The sequence below is a fragment of the Streptomyces sp. NPDC006259 genome (assembly GCF_042870975.1).
Classification (GTDB): domain Bacteria; phylum Actinomycetota; class Actinomycetes; order Streptomycetales; family Streptomycetaceae; genus Streptomyces.
This window is the reverse complement of the sequence record NZ_JBIAHY010000005.1, coordinates 679,762-697,121: the sequence shown is the minus strand read 5'-3', so window position 1 is coordinate 697,121 and position 17,360 is coordinate 679,762. Positions and strand designations below refer to the sequence as shown.

Genomic DNA, 17,360 nt, shown 5'->3' with positions numbered 1-17,360 from the left:
ATCGGCGACAAGACCACATGGGCCTGGATCACCCGAGACATGCTGCGGGACGCCGATGACGAGGGTGGCGGCGCTGGTCTACGCGGCCGGTGCGCCGTAGGGGTCTCGTTCGGATCGTCGGACCGTCGCCCGCGCGCGGGGGGCGGCCGTTCGGGCCCGTGGTCCGGGCCCGAACGGTCACCGGACGCGGTCACTTGTACCAGTCGATGGACCGCGCCTGCCGTACGGTGAGGCGGTGCGGCCGTTCGTGGCGGAGCAACAGGCGGTGGAGGGTCCGCTTGACGTCCGCAGCCAGCGCCGGACTCGGGTGGTCCACGTACACGTCGAGGTCGTATCGGTGCTCGCCGTCCTGCGCGTACACCCGGCTCGTGGACCGACGCACGCCCGGGATGGCCTCGGCGGCGGCGCGGACCGAGGGGAGCCAGACCTTCTCGCCCTCGACGACGACCGAGTCGGAGAGCCTGCCCTGGATGTAGTGGTATCCGTCCTCGTCGATGGTGAAGAGGTCTCCGGTGGCGATGGTCTGCGGTGCGACCAGCGGGCTGCTCCGGTCGTCGGGCACCCTGCGGCGGAGCACCGTGCTGGACTCCACCAGGAGTTCCTGGGAGCCGTCGTCAAGACCGGACGGCCGCAGCCGGGTACGGACCCCCTCCAGCGGGAGGCCGCTGGACGCATACCGGTGGGGTGGCTCGCGGTGGGCCGCGAGGGTGGTGACCCGGGGGCCGGCCTCGGTGAGGCCGTACGTGAGGTAGAGCTCGAGCCCGGTCCTGCAGGCCAGCAGCCGCTGCACGTGGCCCGGGTGCAGCCGGTCCCCGCCGACGGTCAGGGTGCGCAGCGTGCCCGGCAGGGCGGGGTCGTGTTCGAGGAACCGCGCGACCGCGGCCGGTGTCAGGGACGAGAGGGTGACCCGGTGGGTGCGCAGCGCCTCGGCATAGGTCCCCGGGGTGAACGGCGGACCCGTGACGACGAGGCGTGAGCCGCGGACCAGCGCGGCGAGGGCCTGTGCCACGAGGGCGTACGAGTAGTGCAGCGGGAGGTTGACCAGCACCGTGTCGGACTGCCGCTGGCCGACGGCATCGGCGTGCCGTAGCGCGTTCTCCAGCAGCGAGTCGAAGGAGTGCAGGCACCCGCTGGCGATGCCGGAGGTGCCCGAGGTCATCAGGATGACCTCGCCGCGCGCGTGGCGCCGCCGTTCGCTCCACGGCAGGAGCAGCAGGTCGGCGTCCCCGAACGGGAGCGGGGACGGTGCGCCGTAGCGCCGTGCGTCGGCCCTCGGCGTGATCAGGGCGCTCGCGCCGAGCCGGCGGGCCACTTCGGTGATGCGGGTGGAACTCGACGCCGGCGCCAGCGGAACGGGCACACCGCCGTGGAGGAGCACCGCGAAGAAGGCCGTCAGCAGGGATGTGCCATTGGGCATGGCGAGCAGGACGGGCTCCCCCTCGCCCAGGGGCGTCCCCGCGAGGTCCTCGAGCGCGGCGGCCAGGGGCCGGAGCGGGCCGTGCCCGCGCACGTCCACCGTGCTGTCGAGGAACGCTCCGATCACGTCCGCGTCCGGAAGGAGGGCTGCTGTCACGGTACTCACCTCCGGCCGGCCGCGACGCGGTCCGCGTCCCCGGCGTGCGCGTCGCCGACGGCGGGGGCCAGCACGGCACAGCGCACCGAGTGCCCCTTCTCCCCGTGCCTCTGGTGGGCGCAGAGCACCACGTAGGAGGCGGAACCGGAGCGCAGCCAGGAACGGGCGACCGTGCGCGCGGCGGGCAGACCGTCCTCGGGCGTCATGGAGAACGTCAGGGACGAGCCCCTGAAGCCGTGCAGCAGGCAGAGCAGGCTGCCCGCGCTGCCGGGGTTCGCGCCCGCGAAACGCAGCGGGGACACGCGCGGGGCGGGAAGCGAACGAGCCACCGCGTCCATGGTGTGCAGCGTGCAGTGCGCGCTCACCAGGATGACGGCGACGTCCTCGCGGGCGGCCAGGACGTCGCCGGCGCACTCCGCCAGTGCGGGCTCGACCGCGTCCGCCACCAGCCAGGCCAGCGGGTCGGCGTAGAGGGACGGGACGCGGCTGCGCACAGCCGTCAACTCCTCGCGGAAGGCGTCCCCGTGGCCCACCACGGCGACGTCCACCGTGTCCGGCGGGCAGATGACGTACGGCTCGGAGGCCGGGAAGGCGTTCATGGTGTTCCCTCGAAGGCCAGGCAGGTGTTGAAGCCGCCGAAGCCGAGCGTCACGCTCAGCCCGAGCCGGCCGGTGAACGCGGCGGGGCGGCTTTTCGGCACCGGCAGTGGGAAGTCGGGACGGAGCGTGCGCAGGCCGTGGACCGGTGGCACCATGCCGTCGCGGAGGGCCAGGAGCACGGTGACGGCCTCGATCGCACCGGTCGCGCCGAGGGTGTGGCCGAACGCCCCCTTCGTGGCGAACACCGTGGGGCCGTCCGACGCCCGGCAGCCCGTCCCCGTCCCAGTCCCCGTCCCCGTCCCCGTCCCCGTCCCCGTCCGGAAGAGTCTGGTGTAGCTGACTGATTCGACAGCGTCGTTCGCCGGGGTGCCGGAGCCGTGAGCGTTGACCACGCTCACGTCCGCCGGGCCGCGCGCGGCGCCGCGCAGTGCCTTGCTGACAGCCCGTACGACGCTGTCACCGCTCGCGTCGGGAGCCGCAGGGCTCTCCGCGTCGTTGGCCGAGCCGGTGCCGACGAGGAAGCCGTGTGCACGGGCCCCGCGCGCACGGGCCGACCGGCCGGACTCCAGGACGAGGAACGCGGCGCCCTCCCCCAGGATCGTGCCGTCGTTGCCGGCGTCGAAGGCGCGGAGCGAGGTGGGCGACATGGTCCCGAGCGCCGAGTGCCCGAGTCTCTTGGCGGGGGTGAGGACGTCCGCTCCCCCGCAGACGCAGAGGTCCTCCGCGCCGCTGCGGATCAGCTCCGCGCCGACCAGGATGCTGTCGGAGCCGGAGGAGCATGCGGTCGTGACCGAGAGCGGGGCCCTCACGGTGCCGAGTGCCCGTGCGGCGTCGGCGGCCCAGCGGTCGAGGGCCGGTACGTCCACGGTGTCCAGGTGGGGCCCGTAACTGGTGCCCAGCACGGGCAGGAGGCGCGCGTCGGTGGGATCGAGTCCGGCGTCGCGCACCGCGGCGGCCAGGGTGTCGCGGGTGAGGAGGTGCTGGCGCTCGGTGGGGGGCGCGGACAGCGGAGGGTCGTGGACGACCGCGGCGGCGCCGTTGCGCAACCGGTGCTCGGAGGGCACCGCGTCGACACCGGTGCGGCCGTCCAGCAGGGCGTTCCAGACCTCGTCCAGGCCGCTTCCGAGCGCCGTCGTCCATCCCATGCCCGTTACCCACACGTCCGCGTCCTCACCTGCCGGGGCGGGAGCCGGCGCCGGTTCCGGACGCGGGCCGGGCGTCACCACAGCTGCTCCCCCAGGTCCGCGATCCTGGACCGCACCAGCGTGCCCTTGAACGCCGCGACGGGGCGTTCGTCCACCGTCGCCCTGCAGGAGAAGCTGAACGTGTTGCCCTGGAGGCGTTCGCTCCGCACGTCGAAGACCACGCGGTCGCCCGGGACCACGACGCGGGTGAAGCGCGCCCTCACCGAACCGATCAGGGTGATCTCGTCGTCGCGGAGGCGGGAGGTGCTGAGCTGGTAGAGGATGATGCCCGACTGGGCGAACGCCTGGGTCAGATGGCTGGCGGGGTACACGGCGCGCTCCGGGAAGTGCCCCGCGATCACGTCCATGGTGCCGGAGACGGACAGGCTGCTCCGGAGCCGGACGCCGGGTTCGTAGTCGAGGATCCGGTCCAGGTACACCATCGGGTGGCGGTGGCGGAGCCAGCTCTTGAGCTCCGTGAAGCCCATGGTCCGCTTCGTCGCCGGCTCTGTCGTCCGGTCGGGATCAACGCTGTGCACGGACACTGCACTCCTTCAGTGTGGTCCTGACGTTTTCGGGGAGCAGGGAGGGTGCTCCGGTCGAGAGGTCCACCGCGCCGAGCAGCAGGCTCCCGGACGCGCACCGCGTGGCGTCGTCGGGGTCCTCCCGCGAGATCTCCCCGGAGACCTGCACGCGCGCGGGCCCGACCCGTTCGACACGTGCTCTGACGCGGACGCGGTCCAGGAAGCGGACGGGTGCGTGGTAGTGCATGCGCAGTTCCACGACGGCCAGTTCGAGGTTCGCGCGGGCCAGGGCGCCGAGCCCGGCGCCGAAGCGGTCCAGATTCTCCAGTACGGCGGTCTCCAGCCAGGAGGCGTACCGGGAGAAGTGCACGACGCCGGATGCGTCGGTGTCGACGTGCTCCACGCGTCGGCGGACCTCCGTCCACTCCCTGGGCACGGGTGCTGCCGGTACAGCTTCCGCCGCGGTCACGCGGGCGTCTCGAGGAAGCGGCGGGAACCGGCCGAGAGGCGCTCCACGATCGCGTCCGCGTCCGCGACGGTGGAGATGAGGGGAGGGGCGACACGCATGGTCGGGAAGACGTAGCGGAGGTTCCCCGAACGCCGCCCCGCACCGCCCATGAACTCGACGAACACACCGCTGCGGATCATGGCCTCGCGGAACTCGCCCAACCGGTCGGCCGCGCGTCGCGTCAGTTCGACACCGTGCATGACGCCGGCCCCCCGGCTCTCCGTGTACAAGTCCGGGTAGACGGTGACGAGTTCCTCGTCCAGGCGCTTGGCCAAGTGCTCGCCCAGCTCCCGTGACTTCTCCAGCATCCCCTCGGCCTGTATGTGTTCGAGGCCCGCCCGGATCACGGCGCAGGTGAGGGGGCGGAGGTCGGAGGTGGAGATGGCACCGGTGGCCCGTACGGTCAGGTCGCGGCGGGCGATGACCATGGACGTGGACAACGCGCCCATGCCGAGGCTCTTGCCCACCACGGTCACGTCGGTCGGGATCGGCCCCTGCTCGTCGGACATGGCGAAGAACTGGCCTGTCTTGGCGAAGGTGAGGACCTCGTCCGCCACGAGGAGCGCCCCGCTGTCGGTGCACAGCCGGGCGACCTCGCGCAGATAGCCGGCGGGCGGCACGATGATCCCGGCGTCGCCCTGGACGGCTTCGATCACCACCGCGAGGACGCGGTCGCCGTGACGTGCGAAGAAGTCGCGGGCCGCGTCGACCTGTCCGAACGGGACGTGCTGGACGGTGAAGCCGTACGGTTCGGCGGCCACGGAGGGCAGTCCCACCCGGTAGTGCCTCTTGTTCAGCAGGGGGAGCACACCACCGGTCCAGCCGTGCCACGCCCCTTCGAAGGCGAGGACGATGTCCCGTTGTCCCCGCCCTTCCGCCGGCCGCAGGCGGCGGTGGTCGAAGCGGTGCTCCAGCGCCAGCCGCAGCGCCAGCTCCATCCCCTCCGACCCGGAGTTGCGGCCGGCGACGTGGTATTCGTCGGCGGGGAACCGCTCGGCCCACAACCCGCCCTCGCCGAAGAGGAATTCGAGGAGTTGCGCACGTTCCCACGAGTGGATCTCGTCGGTGACGTAGCCCACCTCCTCGACGGCGCGGGTGAGGGCCGCGCTCACCACCGGCGAGCCGGCCCCCAGACACGCGCTGGCGTAGCCGCCGCTCGCGTCGAGGACGTCCAGCTCCCGCCCCCGGTCGGCACCGCTCAGTTCCACGAAGCGGTGGGTCAGCCCCTTGGCGCCGAGGCTGCCGAACGGCAGCCTCGTTCCGTACTGGTCCATGTGCATCGTGCGGTCGAACCAGGACTCGGTCGTTCCGCTGCGGTTCTCGTGAGTCATCTCAGGCAGCTCGATTCGCGGGAGATCCTGTGCGGACGCCATGGGCTCAGGCCGTCTCGAGTCGGGTCCGGCGCAGGCGGTGGACCAGTTCGGAGACGGACCGGATGCTGGCGAAGTGCTCGGGGGTGAAGTCGTCCTCGGAGATCTCGACGCCGAACTGCTGCTCGCAGGCGACACGCAGTTCGAGGAAGCCGAGCGAGTCGAGTGCGAGTACGTCCCGCAGGCCGTCGTCGACTCCGATCTCGGACTCGGGGATCTCGCAGAACAGGTCGTTCACGATGATCGACCTGATGGCAGCCTCTGTTTCGTTCATCGTGCAATCCCTTCGTCGGTCACACATAGGGCCCTTGGACGGTCAGGGCGCGTTCGGCCTCGGTGAGGCGTTCGTGGACCTGGTCGGCGTGGGTGCCCGTCGCGATCACCCACCCGGCCCGGCCGAAGTAGTCGTCGGGCGGGGGCTCCACCACGGAGCCCCGCTCGGGGAGTTCACCCACCTCGTGGAGCCACGGCTGGGCCCTCAGCTCCGGTGCCTCGGCCAGTCCTTCGAAGCGCTGCCGGCGGGTGGGGTAGAGGAACTTGATGCCGGCGGCACGGTTGGGCACGGGTTCGGCGCGCAGCGGGCGCCCGAGGGCCGCGTCCGCCAGCAGGCCGCCGACGCTCAGTCCGGTGCCGAGGTGGGCGATCACGGAGGCCAGGTCCCCGGCGGGGCGCCCGTTGATCTCCATGACGCGGGGGCCGTCGGGCGTCAGCACGACGTCCAGGTTGGCGATCGTGCGGTCGATACCCGCGGCCAGGACGGCGTCCCGGGCCAGGGCGAGGCCGGCGGCGTACTCCGCGTCCGGGAGCGCGCCCTCCCCCATGATGTGTCCGGTGTCGATCGGGTACGGGTCGTTCGCCATGTACTTGCGGCCGGCGTAGACGACCTCGGCCGTTCCCCCGCTGCTCCAGACGTCGACCAGGAACTCGGTCCCCGTCACGTGCTCCTCGACGAGGAAGCCGTCGCTGGCCAGCCCCATCGTGTCGACGCCCGACGCCAGTTCGAAGAACCGGGTGAAGTCCGCCGGGCCGGTGACGCGTCCGACGCCGAGGCTTCCGGACAGGCCCCGCGGCTTGACGACCACGGGGTAGCCGATGTCGGCGGCTGCCCGCAGCCCCTCCTGAACGTCGTGCACGAGGACGGAGGCGGTGGGTGAGAGGCCCGTACGGTTGAGCAGCTCGCGCTGCCGGTGCTTGTCCCTGCTGAGCCGCGCCGCCTCGACGGGCAGGCCGGGCAGGCCGAGGGCCTCGGCGAGTTCGGCCGCCAGGATGATCTCCGACTCGCTGTAGGAGACGACGGCTTGCACGTCGTGGTCCCGGCAGAGCCGGCGGGCCTGCTCCACGGGGAACGGTGTTTCCCGGGGGTCGTACACCTCCGCGCCCTGGATCCAGGGCTTCTGCCAGGTCGGTGCCGCGGTGTCGAGGAGGACCACATCGGCGGCGGCGGCCAGCTGGGACAGCAGGTGCCCTTGGCGCAGGTGGGTACCGGCTCCGATCAGGAGCAGGGTGGACGACGTCACTGGTGCTTCGGACGGGGGCAGCTTCACAGCGCGAACTCCTTGCTGAGGGAGGGAGGGTGCGCGGCCGTCTCCACGGTGGGATGTGCCTCGACGACGTCGCGTGCGGCCGGGGGTCCCCCACAAGAGGAGGAATGCGGGGCGACGGGGTGGGGGGCGGGCCGGGAGGACGGATTCCGTCGCCATGGCCGGCACGGCGTGATCGATCCGTGCGCGGTTCCCGTGCCAGAAGTCTCCATCACGCTCCTTGCGGCTGCCTTGTCCACGGGCTTGTCCTCCTTCTTGCGGGCTTCTTGCGAGGGGCTTCGTCCTGGTGTCTGTCGTCCTTCGGTCAGTCGGTCGCGCGGACGCCGGCCGGCCGGCCGCGGTGATCCGGTAAGAGGTTGGACAAGGCGGCCGACAAGCCGACGGACGAGTGGGTCACAAGACGCGTCGTGGAGACTCCAGGAATTGCGCGCGTCGCCGTGTGCCGCGGAAGCGAAGGCAGGAGGGGCCTGGTGCCGACTCCCCTTCCGGCCCCGTCCGGCACGCGCGTGACCTGCCCCGCACCCCCCGGAGCGTTGAGCGCCGCACGAAGGAGTGAAGGCATGAACACGGCCAGCAGATTCCCCCACGTGCTCGTCCTCGGTGGAGACACACCTCCCGATCGGTACCGAGCGGCGGACCCCACGCAGCCGCGACGAAACGGCGAGGACCCCGGGAGACCTCATGCCGGAACGCACCCCCGCTCCCGTGTCGATCTCTGAGGAGCATGAGCACCATGACCCCCGACTTGCGCTTCGAGATCCTCGGTCCGCCCCGGCTCGTCTTCGACGGCCGCCCCCACGCGATCCGCTCGCGGAACCTGTCGGTGATCCTGACCACCCTGCTCGTCCGGAGCGGCCGCGTGGTCAGCGTCGAGGAGTTGATCGGTGAGGTGTGGCACCAGCCGCCGCGGCGGGCGCGGGACGCCATCTACGTCTACATCTCCAAGCTGAGGGACCGGATCGGGAACGGGGCCGTCGACAGCCAGTTCCCCGGCTACACCATGCTTGTCCGCGGGCAGCAGCTGGACGTGCAGCTGTTCGGCCGGTACCGGGCCGACGGCCATCTCAGCATGGCCAACGGTGACCACGAAGGGGCGGCGAGGGCATGGCGCAAGGCCCTGGCCCTGCACCGGGGGAGCCTGGCGGGGGGTGTGTACTCGGGACCGATCCTCAGCTCGTTCGACTCCTGGCTGCAGCAGTCGCGCACCGAGTGCGTGGAGCTGACCGCGTGGGCGCAGCTCAGCGCCGGTCTGTACCACGAGGCGATCGGCTTCCTCACGCAGCAGGTGCCGCGGAACCCGCTCAACGAGATCCTGCATCAGCAACTGATGCTGGCGTTCTTCCTGTCCCGCCACCGCGCCCAGGCGCTGCGGGTGTTCGCCAGCGCCTGCCGGACGTTCTCGGACAGGCTCGGTGTGGAGCCCGGTGGCGACCTGATGAAGGTGCACGACATCGTGCGGTCCGACGACGTCGGCCGGGCCAAGCGGGCCATCTCCAGCGCCGTCGCCTCGCGCGTCAGTTCGCACCGGTCGCCGGTGGGGACCTGACGCCGGACGTGCGGGGAGGACTCCCGGTACCGCTCGCCGCGGCCACGTCGGCGAGCGGTACGGGGCCCGCCGCTGCGGCCGGGCGAGCGCCGCGGACGTCATCGGGCCGCCTGCGCGTGCTGGTGATCGCCCACCGACACCGGCACGTGGGCCGCCGCGGCCTCGGCCACCATGTCGAGCGCCTGCTCCGGTGTCCGGGCCACGCGCAGGATACCGGCGTCGCGTACGAAGCCCCGTCTCCCCAGCCGCTCCACGTAGTCGAGCAGGGGCCACCAGTCGTCGTCCACGTCCAGGAGCACGAGCGGGCCGACATCCTGCCCGAGTGCGGCCATGGACACCACTTCGAGCACCTCGTCCAGCGTGCCGTAGCCGCCCGGGAGCGCGACGAAGGCGTCCGCGCGGTCGATCATGACGCGTTTGCGTTCCAGGAGGTCCTTCGTGAGCACGATCTGTTGCGGCGGCAGGTGGTCGCCCATCTCCTTGGCACGCAGGAACTCCGGGATGACCCCGAGGATCAGCGCGCCACCGCCGGCCGCGCCGCGCGCCACCGCGCCCATCAGGCCGGCCCCGCCCGCCCCGTAGACCAGTCGGTGGCCGCGGGCGGCCAGGCCGGCGCCGAGCGCGGTGGCAGCATGGACGTAACGCTCCGACGGCCCCGCGGAGAAGCCGCAGAAGACTCCGAGGGCCAGGGGGTTCTCACAGGTATCCATAGCTGAGCCAGCCTCCGTCGACGACTAGGGTCTGGCCGTTCACGTAGTCGGCTGCGGGTGAGGCCAGGAACAGGACGGGTCCCACGATGTCGGCCGGCCGGCCGCGCCTGCCGGAGGGGATGCGTCCGACGATGGCGTCCTCGTCGAGCGCGGCCGGATGCGGGGTCTCGATGCGGATCATTCCGGGGGCGACCGCGTTGACGTTGACGTTGCGCGCTGCCCACTCCACGCCAAGGCTGCGGGTCAGCTGGAGCACGCCGCCCTTGCTCGCGGCGTACAGCGCCCGTTCCGGGAACGCGGTGTAGGAGAGCAGCGAGCAGAAGTTGACGATCTTGCCGTGGCCTTGGTCGAGCAGGTGCCTGCCGAAGACCTTGCAGGCCAGGAACGTGCCCATGACGTTGGTCTCCAGCAGGGCCCGCGCGGATTCCGCCGGGAAGCCGGCGGTGGGCCCGAGGTCGAAGACGCCCGCGGCGTTGACAAGGACGTCCACGCCGCCGAACCCTTCGACCACGCGCTCGGCCGCCTCGCACAGCGCCGCCTCGTCCGCGACGTCCACGGCCAGGGCCATGCTCTCGCAGCCGAGTTCCCCGATCTCGCCCGCCACCGACTCCACCTGGGAGCCGGTGCGGGCCAGCACCGCCACGCTCGCGCCTTGCGCCGCGAAGCCGAGGGCGACCGCACGCCCGATGCCCCGGCCGCCGCCGGTGACCACGACCCGCATCAGCGGGCCCGGAACTCGCCGAACCAGTGCAGCTGGTCCGGCTTGGCGCGGGTGGGCACGTTGCGGTACACGTACAGCGCCACGCACTCGAACCGGTCGGCGGTGAACGTGCTGAGGATGTCCTCGCTGGTGATGCGGCGCGGGCCGGTGCCCGGCACCATCTTGTCGGAGAAGGAGTTCAGCAGGAACAGGCCGCCGGGCTTGAGCAGGCGGTGCACCTCGTCCGCGTAGCGCGACCTGACGTCGTCACGCATGTTGTGGAACACGAACGAGTCGGTGACGACGTCGGCCGAGGAGTCCGGCAGCGGGACGTCGAGCACATCGCCCTGGATGAACTCGACGTCGGCTCCGGCCAGTTCGGCCCAGCGGCCGGCCCGCGCGACGGCGTCCGGGGACAGGTCGACGCCGGTGACGTCCAGGCCCTGAACGGACAGGAAGACGGCGTCGACACCGGGGCCGCTGCCGAGGTCGACCAGGCGCTGACCCGGCTTGAGTGTGCCGTCGATCACCCGCTTGATCAGCTCCAGGCCCGGGGAGGCGTTGAACCAGGAGAGGTTGGCCAGCGGTTCGTCGACGTAGACGGAGGAGAACGTGTCGGTCCAGCTCTGTGTGAAGGCAGTCATCGGGTGACCTCCTGGGTCGGGCGGCTGAGCGCAGCCGCGATGTCCTCGGTGACGAGGCGGACGTAGCCGGGTACGACCGGCATCCGGTCGTCCGGCAGGGTGAGGACGATGCGGTCCTCGGAGCGGGACGTGACCGCGAATCCCGCGAAGCGGTAGGTGACGAGCATCTGCCGGTTCCGGTCGGTGGGCCGGAAGTGGGCCACGGTGCGGGCGCCGTGCGCCGCGGCGGTGCGGGCGAGCGCCGCGATGAGCGCGGTGCCGACGTTGCGGCCCATGACCCGGCACGACATCAGCAGCAGCCGGATCGTCCACTCGGGTCCGGTGGACAACACGGCCAGCCCGATGGTGCCGTACGTGCCGAAGCGGTCGTCGAGTTCGGCGACGATCACCCGGTGGCCCGGGTCCCGGACCAGCTCGGCCAGTTCGTCCCGGTCGAAGGTGATGCCGGTGGTGTTGAGCTGATGGGTGCGCCGGGTCAGCTCCGCCGCGCGGTCCAGGTCGTCCTCGGTCGCGTCGCGCACCCGCAACGTCATCGCCAGCGAGCACAGGAACTCCTCGGGCGGGCCCTGGAACGCCTCCTGGTGCCCGCGGCGGCGGTCCTCGGCCTGATACATCTCCCGGCGGCGGGCGGCCTCGGCGGTCACCCGCCGCGGCAGGACCCGGCCGCCGGCGACCAGTTCGTGCAGCTCCTCCCGTGTCACGCAGCGGACTTCGGGCAGCGCCGCGGCCACCTCGGCGCGTTCGAACTCCGAGTCGTCGACGAACAACACGCTGTCGGCGCCGATGTTGAGCACCTCCAGCAGCGTGCGCAGCGCGGCCGACTTGGCGGACCAGCCGAGCTGCGGGTGCAGGAAGTACTGGTCGAGCCCGAAGCCGCGGAGCTGCTCCTCGGCGGGGCCGGGCTCGTTGCGACTGGCGACGGACTGGAGGATGCCGTGCTCGTCCAGGACGCGTACGAGGGTGCCGTTGGCCTCGGGGACGCGGAGTTCGTCGCCCTCCAGGAGCGTGCCGTCCCACAGGGTGTCGTCCAGGTCCCAGACCACGCACTTGACGGTGTTCTCGGCCGGGGCCGGGATCATCGCTGCTCCACCTTCCTGCTCGGGTCGCCCCAGCCGTTCGCAGGGGTGTGGGGCGGATGGGAGCCGGGTGCGGCTTCTGTGACGGCAGGGCGATGCGAAAGCCCTCGGAGTCGTCGACCACCGGAACGGAGGGGCCCTTTGTCCTTCGTGGCGCCCGGGTCGCGCAGCAGCGCGGCGGCCACGACGTCCTGGAGCACCTCGGTGGGCCCCTCGATCACCTCGTGCACCCGGGCCGCGGTCACCAGCCGGGCCAGCGGGTGGTCCTCGGTCTGGCCCTCGGCGCCCAGCAGACGCGAGGCTGCGGCGGTCACGCTGGTGGCCGCCCGGGAGGCCAGCAGCTTGGCGCCGGCGGCGGTGACCGCCGCCGTCGGGGCGCGGTCCTCGATTTCCCGCGCCGCCGACCGCACGTAGTGGGCCGCGGACTCGGTGGCGAGGGCGGCGTCGGCAAGCAGTCCGCGCACCAGCTGGTGGTCGCCGAGCCGGCGGCCTCCGGTGGTTCGGGTGGCCGCGTGACCGACGGCCAGGTCGAGCGCGGCCCGTGCGATACCCACCGCCCCCGCCGCGACGCACAGCCGGCCCAGGGTCAGGCACGACGTGGCGACGAACGGGATGCCGGTGCCCGGCCGCCCCACCGCTCGCGCGACGGGGGCGGTCGCGCCGTCGAAGGTGACCCGGGCCAGCTGAGCGGCCCGCAGGCCCGCGGTGGGGGGTTCGGGCTCGACCCGCACCGCACTGCCCGCGTCCACCAGCGCGCAGCTGTCCAGGCCCTCGGTGCGGCCGAAGACGAGGTAGGCGTCGGCGATCCGGCCGAAGGACAGCCAGCGCTTCTCCCCGGTGACGCGCAGGGTGTCGCCGTCCCGGTCGATGGTGGTGGCCAGTGCTCCGGCGTCGGCCCCGCCGCTGGTCTCGGTGAGGGCGAAGGCGGCGAGGACCCGTCCGGTAGCCAGCTCGGGCAGGAGAGCGTCGCGGGTCTCCCGTACCGCCCAGCGGTGCAGGGCGTGGCAGACCATGGTGTGGACCACCAACAGGCTGTGCAGGCTCGGCGAGGCGGCGGCCACCAGCCGGTGCACCTCGGTGACGTCCACCAGCGGGAGGCCACTGCCGTGGTGCGCGGTTCCGACGGTCATGCCGAGCAGTCCGTGCCCGGCCAAGCGCTCGACGTCCTCGCGGGGAACGGCCCCCGCCTTTTCCCAGGCCGTGGCCCGGTCGGCGAACCACCCGTCCCGCAGCGCGCCGAGGACCGCTTCGGGCGCGATGGCGGTCACGCGGCCACCCGCCGGGTGACCAGGGCGGCCAGTCCCTGCACGGAGTCGAAGTTGAACAGTTCCAGGTCCTCGTAGCCCACCTCGACCTGAAAGGTGCGCTCGACGAAGTCGACCATCTGGACCGCGGCGAGGGAGTCGAGCACACCCTCGGAGATCAGCGGCCGGTCGTCCTCGATGTCCGGACGGCCGCTGAGCCGGGCGATGAACTCGCGCACCACGGAGGTGATCTCGTCGTTTGCGGGCGTGTTCCGAACAGTCATCGTGTCAGTTCCCCTCGTAGGAGTAGAAGCCGCGGCCGCTCTTGATGCCGGTCCGGCCCTCGGCGACCATTCGGCGCAGGTGCGGGTGGGTGGCGAACTCGTCCGTCCCGTAGTGCTCGTGCAGGACCTCGAGGGTGCGCACGACGGTGTCGAGGCCGATCAGGTCGGCGGTGCGCAGCGGCCCGGAGGTGTGCCCGAGGCAGCCCTTGAACAGCTCGTCGACCTGGTTCGGGGTGGCGACGCCGTCCGCGACGACGGCGGCCGCAAGGTTGACCACCGGCATCAGCACGCGGTTGATGACGAAGCCGGGGGCGTCGTTGACCACGACGGAGTGCTTGCCCATGCGGTCCAACAGGTCTTCGACGTCGGCCAGCGCGCCGTCCGAGGTGGACGGGGCGCGGACGACTTCGACCATGGCGATGCGGTCGACCGGGTTCATGAAGTGCACGCCGACCACGCGGCCGGGGTCGGTGAGGCGCTCCGCCAACCGCGCGATGGGGATGGCGGAGGTGTTGGCGGCGATGGTCACGCCGGGGGCCAGCACCTTGTCCAGCAGCGGATACAGCTCGCGCTTGCCCGCTTCCGACTCGGTGGTGTTCTCCACCACGAATCCGGCGCCGGCCACGTCCGTCAGCTCGGAGCTGAAACGGATGTCCAGCGGGCGCGGTCCCCGGCCGCCCATCAGCGCGGCCAGCCGCTCGTGCCGGCGTACGGCCGCGCGGGCCGCCTCCAGCGCGGTGGGGTCGGTGTCGAGGAGGGTGACGGCGCAGCCCGACGCCGCAGCGGCGTGGGCGACGCTGGAGCCGATGACACCGGCTCCGATCACTCCGAGCGTGAGTGTGCTCATGACGCTGAACTCCGGGGGTCGAAGGGTTCCGGTTCGTGGTCGGCTTCCTGCTCGGCGGTGGCGAGCCAGTTCTCGATCTCGCGCGTCATGCCGCCGAGGGTCGCGGAGGCGAAGACGACGGAGGAGGGCACGGACCGTCCGGTGAGTTCCTTGAGACCGGCGATCAGGTGCACGCCCATCAGGGAATCGCCGCCGAGGTGGAAGAAGTGGTCGTCGGGGTGCACCCGGCGCAGTCCGAGGAGGACCCGGAAGCGGTGGGCGAGGAACTGCCCGACGGTGGACCCTCCCTCCTCCTCCGGGGGCGCGGGGGCCGGGGCCTCGAGCTCCGGCCCGGCCCGGCGCGCGGCGGCGGGCGTCGGCCAGTGGCCGGCGGGCGGCTCGGTGTCGGGCAGGTACCGGCGGCGCAGCAGAGCGCGCGGGGGCAGGACGGTTCGGCGTGCCGGGGCGCGGCGCAGCCGCGGCCAGTCGGCCTCGACCCCGTGGGTCCACAGTTCCCCCAGCGCTTCCAGCAGGATCTGCCGGTCGCCGGCGTTCTCGTAGGACTTCCGTACGGTGCGCACGCACACGGCGTCCGGGTCGGCCTGGGCGATCCAGGGGCGAGCGGTCCCCGGTCCCACCTCGACCAGGACCCGGTGCCGGGACAGGGCCAGTCCGGCGGCCGTGCGGAACCGCACCCGGCTCACCATGTGGTCGCGCCAGTAGCCGGGTTCGGGCACCTCTCCGTGCAGCCACGCGCCGAGCACGCTCGAAGCGATGGGGATACGGGCCGGCGCCAGGTCCACGTGGCGCAGATCCTCGCCGAGCAGGGCGGCGGCGCCCGCCAGTTGGGGTGTGTGGAAGGGATGTGCGGCGTCCACGGGCAATGTGGTGAACCCTTTGGCGTGCAGCCGGTCGGCCAGCGCCGACACGGCCTCCGGCCGGCCGGAGAACACGCAGTGGCTCGGACCGTTCTCCGCCGCGATCCAGGTGTCCTCCACGGCGTGGTGCTCCACCTCCTCGGCGGCGGCGAGCACGCCGAGCATGGCGCCTGGCCCGGCGGTCCCGACCAGGTCGGCCCGGCGGGCGACGGCGGCCATCGCCTCCTCCGGTCCGAGGACCCCGGCCAGCACCGCCGCCACCCACTCCCCCAGGCTGTGGCCCAGCAGCGCGGCCGGGCGGACCCCGAGGTCCATGAGCGTGCGGGCCATGGCGTACTCCATGCAGAACAGCGCCAGGTGCACCTCGCGCAGTTCCCGGGGCACGGGTGCCGGGCCGCCGCGCCGCAGCAGGGCGCGCAGGTCCACGCGGTCGCCCCGCTGGTCCGGACGGGCCGGCTCGGTGGCGAACGACCGGCCCACGGCGCCGTCGGTCAGCGTGTCCGCCACGGCCACGACGGCCTGGAGATGGCTCGCGAACAGCGGGTCCGTACGGGCCAGTTCGGCGCCCATGCCCGGGTAGTGGCTGCCGATTCCCGGCAGCACGAAGACGATCTCGGGGGTGTCGCCCACGGCCTGCCCGCGCTGTCTGCGCAGCAGGTCACCGTCGAACGCCCCGGGGACCTCCTCCGGGGAGCGCACCACGGCGTACGCACGGTGCGTGTGGCGGTGGCGCGCGGTCTGGGTCGTCCACGCCGCGTCGGCGAGCCGCGCGGGATTCTCCCCGAGGTGGTCGCTGAGAGCGGCCAGGTCGGCGTCCAGGGTGTCCGGGTGGTGGCTGGACACCAGCAGCAGCTCGGCGTCCCGGGAGGGCGGTGTCACCGGGGCGGGGAGCGCCTCCTCCAGCACCACGTGGCAGTTCGTGCCGCCCAGCCCGAAGGCGCTCACCCCGGCTCGCCGCGGCCGGCCGGGCACTGCGGGCCAGTCCATGACCTTTCCCAGCGGTCGCAGCGGGCCGGAGCCGTCCGCCAGGTCGGCGGCCAGCCGCTCGAAGTGCGGGGTGGCGACGAGGCGCCGGTGGCGCAGGGAGAGCACCGCCTTGGCGAAGCCGGCCAGCCCCGCCGCCTCCCGCAGGTGCCCGAGTCCGCCCTTGGCCGCCCCGACGTGGACGGGGTGGCCGGCGTCGGCGAACACCTCGGCCAGTGCCGACCACTCGGTGGCATCCCCGATCCGGGTTCCGCTGCCATGCGCCTCCACGTAGTCGATGTCCTCGGGCTCCAGTCCGGCCACGTCCAGGGCGGCCCGGATCACCTCGGCCTGGGCGGCGGCGTCGACCCCGGCGAAACCCGACTTGCCGGAGCCGTCGTTGTTCATGGCGCTGCCCCGCACCACGGCCCAGATCTCGTCGCCGTCGGCCACCGCGTCGGCCAGCCGCTTGAGGACGACGGCGCCGACCCCGTCGCCCGGTACGGAGCCGCCCGCCGCCGCGTCGAAGGGGCGGCACACCCCGTGCGGGGAGCCGATGCCGCCGAGCGGGGCGTCGTAGCCGCCGGGGGCGGGGACGCGGACCGAGGACACGGCGGCCACGGCCAGGTCGCTGCCACGGCCGAGCAGGTCCTGCACGGCGAGGTGGACGGCGGTCAGCGCGGTGGAGCAGGCCGACTGCACGGTGACGGCGGCGCCCTGGAGGCCGAGCCGGTAGGCCACCCGGGTGGCGGCGTAGTCGCTGCGGTTGGCGACCTCCAGGGACTGGGCGTCCACACCGGGGCGGCCGGCCAGCGCGCTGCCGACCCACCGTTCGTAGTCGTTGTGGCCGACCCCGGCGTACACGCTGACCGCCGTCGTCCGGGCCCGGTCGACGTTGGCCGTGGTCAGCGCTTCGTCGACGGCTTCCAGCAGCAGACGCTGCTGCGGGTCGGTCAGCAACGCCTCGGACGCGGCGATCCCGAAGCGGTCGCGGTCGAAGTGGCCGGGGCTCGGCACCGATCCGTAGGCGGGCACGAACGTGGCGTCCCCGGCGGTGTCCCGCCGGGTGATGCTGTCCTCGCCGGCTTCGAGCAGGGACCAGTACCGCGCCACGGTGTCGCAGCCCGGCAGCCGTACGGACAGGCCGACGACCGCGACGGCGTCTTCGTGGTCGAGCTCGTACACCTCAC

General features: G+C 72.6%; 17 protein-coding genes. 1 reads left to right on the top strand and 16 read right to left on the bottom strand.

Translation table 11 applies throughout. The features are described from left to right. Positions 1-190: 190 nt before the first annotated feature. The 8 genes from ACFYO5_RS23825 to ACFYO5_RS23790 all read right to left on the bottom strand — a co-directional run bounded on the left by ACFYO5_RS23825 (position 191) and on the right by ACFYO5_RS23790 (position 7,302). On the bottom strand, positions 191-1,573 hold the full coding sequence (locus ACFYO5_RS23825) for a class I adenylate-forming enzyme family protein (RefSeq protein WP_388711938.1): 1,383 nt from the start codon (positions 1,571-1,573) through the stop codon (positions 191-193). A gap of 5 nt (positions 1,574-1,578) precedes the next feature. Beyond that, positions 1,579-2,172, bottom strand: a complete 594-nt coding sequence (locus ACFYO5_RS23820) for a coronafacic acid synthetase (protein ID WP_388711934.1) — start codon at positions 2,170-2,172, stop codon at positions 1,579-1,581. Beyond that, a complete protein-coding gene (locus ACFYO5_RS23815) occupies positions 2,169-3,332 on the bottom strand; it encodes a beta-ketoacyl synthase N-terminal-like domain-containing protein (protein WP_388711931.1) in 1,164 nt (387 codons plus the stop codon). The genes ACFYO5_RS23820 and ACFYO5_RS23815 overlap by 4 nt, the downstream gene beginning before the upstream one ends. Before the next feature lie 59 nt (positions 3,333-3,391). Then, positions 3,392-3,895, bottom strand: coding sequence for a 3-hydroxyacyl-ACP dehydratase FabZ family protein (locus ACFYO5_RS23810; RefSeq protein WP_388711928.1), 504 nt, complete (start codon positions 3,893-3,895; stop codon positions 3,392-3,394). Further along, complete coding sequence (locus ACFYO5_RS23805) at positions 3,882-4,283, bottom strand: acyl-CoA thioesterase (protein WP_388711925.1); 402 nt, start codon at positions 4,281-4,283, stop codon at positions 3,882-3,884. Before ACFYO5_RS23805 ends, ACFYO5_RS23810 begins: the two co-directional genes overlap by 14 nt. 62 nt (positions 4,284-4,345) lie before the next feature. After that, positions 4,346-5,719, bottom strand: coding sequence for an aminotransferase class III-fold pyridoxal phosphate-dependent enzyme (locus tag ACFYO5_RS23800; RefSeq protein ID WP_388711922.1), 1,374 nt, complete (start codon positions 5,717-5,719; stop codon positions 4,346-4,348). A 46-nt stretch (positions 5,720-5,765) separates the two neighbouring features. Next, the gene (locus ACFYO5_RS23795; RefSeq protein WP_356564237.1) at positions 5,766-6,032 is read right to left on the bottom strand and encodes an acyl carrier protein; all 267 of its coding nucleotides are present in this window, start codon (positions 6,030-6,032) and stop codon (positions 5,766-5,768) included. Positions 6,033-6,051: 19 nt separating this feature from the next. Beyond that, positions 6,052-7,302 carry an ATP-grasp domain-containing protein gene (locus ACFYO5_RS23790; RefSeq protein WP_388711920.1) on the bottom strand — a complete coding sequence of 417 codons (1,251 nt, stop codon included), beginning with the start codon at positions 7,300-7,302 and terminating at the stop codon, positions 6,052-6,054. Between the two features lie 730 nt (positions 7,303-8,032). Here ACFYO5_RS23790 and ACFYO5_RS23785 point away from each other — a divergent pair. Continuing rightward, positions 8,033-8,845 carry a BTAD domain-containing putative transcriptional regulator gene (locus ACFYO5_RS23785; protein ID WP_388711918.1) on the top strand — a complete coding sequence of 271 codons (813 nt, stop codon included), beginning with the start codon at positions 8,033-8,035 and terminating at the stop codon, positions 8,843-8,845. Positions 8,846-8,943: 98 nt separating this feature from the next. On the opposite strand, the gene ACFYO5_RS23780 is transcribed toward ACFYO5_RS23785, so the two are convergent. From ACFYO5_RS23780 to ACFYO5_RS23745, 8 genes are read right to left on the bottom strand one after another with little or no spacing between them, the layout of a single operon-like run. Continuing rightward, complete coding sequence (locus ACFYO5_RS23780; protein WP_388711915.1) at positions 8,944-9,555, bottom strand: TIGR00730 family Rossman fold protein; 612 nt, start codon at positions 9,553-9,555, stop codon at positions 8,944-8,946. Then, positions 9,542-10,276 (bottom strand): SDR family oxidoreductase, encoded by a 735-nt coding sequence (locus tag ACFYO5_RS23775; protein ID WP_356564244.1) that lies wholly within the window; start codon positions 10,274-10,276, stop codon positions 9,542-9,544. The genes ACFYO5_RS23780 and ACFYO5_RS23775 overlap by 14 nt, the downstream gene beginning before the upstream one ends. Beyond that, positions 10,276-10,899, bottom strand: coding sequence for a class I SAM-dependent methyltransferase (locus tag ACFYO5_RS23770; protein ID WP_388711910.1), 624 nt, complete (start codon positions 10,897-10,899; stop codon positions 10,276-10,278). The genes ACFYO5_RS23775 and ACFYO5_RS23770 overlap by 1 nt, the downstream gene beginning before the upstream one ends. Beyond that, the gene (locus ACFYO5_RS23765) at positions 10,896-11,978 is read right to left on the bottom strand and encodes an HAD-IIIC family phosphatase (protein WP_388711907.1); all 1,083 of its coding nucleotides are present in this window, start codon (positions 11,976-11,978) and stop codon (positions 10,896-10,898) included. Before ACFYO5_RS23765 ends, ACFYO5_RS23770 begins: the two co-directional genes overlap by 4 nt. After that, positions 11,975-13,243, bottom strand: coding sequence for an acyl-CoA dehydrogenase family protein (locus ACFYO5_RS23760; RefSeq protein ID WP_388711904.1), 1,269 nt, complete (start codon positions 13,241-13,243; stop codon positions 11,975-11,977). The genes ACFYO5_RS23765 and ACFYO5_RS23760 overlap by 4 nt, the downstream gene beginning before the upstream one ends. Next, positions 13,240-13,503, bottom strand: a complete 264-nt coding sequence (locus tag ACFYO5_RS23755) for an acyl carrier protein (protein ID WP_356564251.1) — start codon at positions 13,501-13,503, stop codon at positions 13,240-13,242. Before ACFYO5_RS23755 ends, ACFYO5_RS23760 begins: the two co-directional genes overlap by 4 nt. A gap of 4 nt (positions 13,504-13,507) precedes the next feature. Continuing rightward, a complete protein-coding gene (locus tag ACFYO5_RS23750; protein WP_388711901.1) occupies positions 13,508-14,350 on the bottom strand; it encodes a 3-hydroxyacyl-CoA dehydrogenase family protein in 843 nt (280 codons plus the stop codon). After that, the gene (locus ACFYO5_RS23745) at positions 14,347-17,355 is read right to left on the bottom strand and encodes a type I polyketide synthase (protein ID WP_388711898.1); all 3,009 of its coding nucleotides are present in this window, start codon (positions 17,353-17,355) and stop codon (positions 14,347-14,349) included. The genes ACFYO5_RS23750 and ACFYO5_RS23745 overlap by 4 nt, the downstream gene beginning before the upstream one ends. Positions 17,356-17,360 lie beyond the last annotated feature (5 nt).

Bases quoted from the DNA above. Each gene is read 5' to 3' on its own strand.
- ACFYO5_RS23820 (WP_388711934.1), bottom strand. From the start codon at position 2,172: ATGAACGCCTTCCCGGCCTCCGAGCCGTACGTCATCTGCCCGCCGGAC.
- ACFYO5_RS23800 (WP_388711922.1), bottom strand. From the start codon at position 5,719: ATGACTCACGAGAACCGCAGCGGAACGACCGAGTCCTGGTTCGACCGC.
- ACFYO5_RS23795 (WP_356564237.1), bottom strand. From the start codon at position 6,032: ATGAACGAAACAGAGGCTGCCATCAGGTCGATCATCGTGAACGACCTG.
- ACFYO5_RS23785 (WP_388711918.1), top strand. From the start codon at position 8,033: ATGACCCCCGACTTGCGCTTCGAGATCCTCGGTCCGCCCCGGCTCGTC.
- ACFYO5_RS23780 (WP_388711915.1), bottom strand. From the start codon at position 9,555: ATGGATACCTGTGAGAACCCCCTGGCCCTCGGAGTCTTCTGCGGCTTC.
- ACFYO5_RS23775 (WP_356564244.1), bottom strand. From the start codon at position 10,276: ATGCGGGTCGTGGTCACCGGCGGCGGCCGGGGCATCGGGCGTGCGGTC.
- ACFYO5_RS23770 (WP_388711910.1), bottom strand. From the start codon at position 10,899: ATGACTGCCTTCACACAGAGCTGGACCGACACGTTCTCCTCCGTCTAC.
- ACFYO5_RS23765 (WP_388711907.1), bottom strand. From the start codon at position 11,978: ATGATCCCGGCCCCGGCCGAGAACACCGTCAAGTGCGTGGTCTGGGAC.
- ACFYO5_RS23755 (WP_356564251.1), bottom strand. From the start codon at position 13,503: ATGACTGTTCGGAACACGCCCGCAAACGACGAGATCACCTCCGTGGTG.
- ACFYO5_RS23750 (WP_388711901.1), bottom strand. From the start codon at position 14,350: ATGAGCACACTCACGCTCGGAGTGATCGGAGCCGGTGTCATCGGCTCC.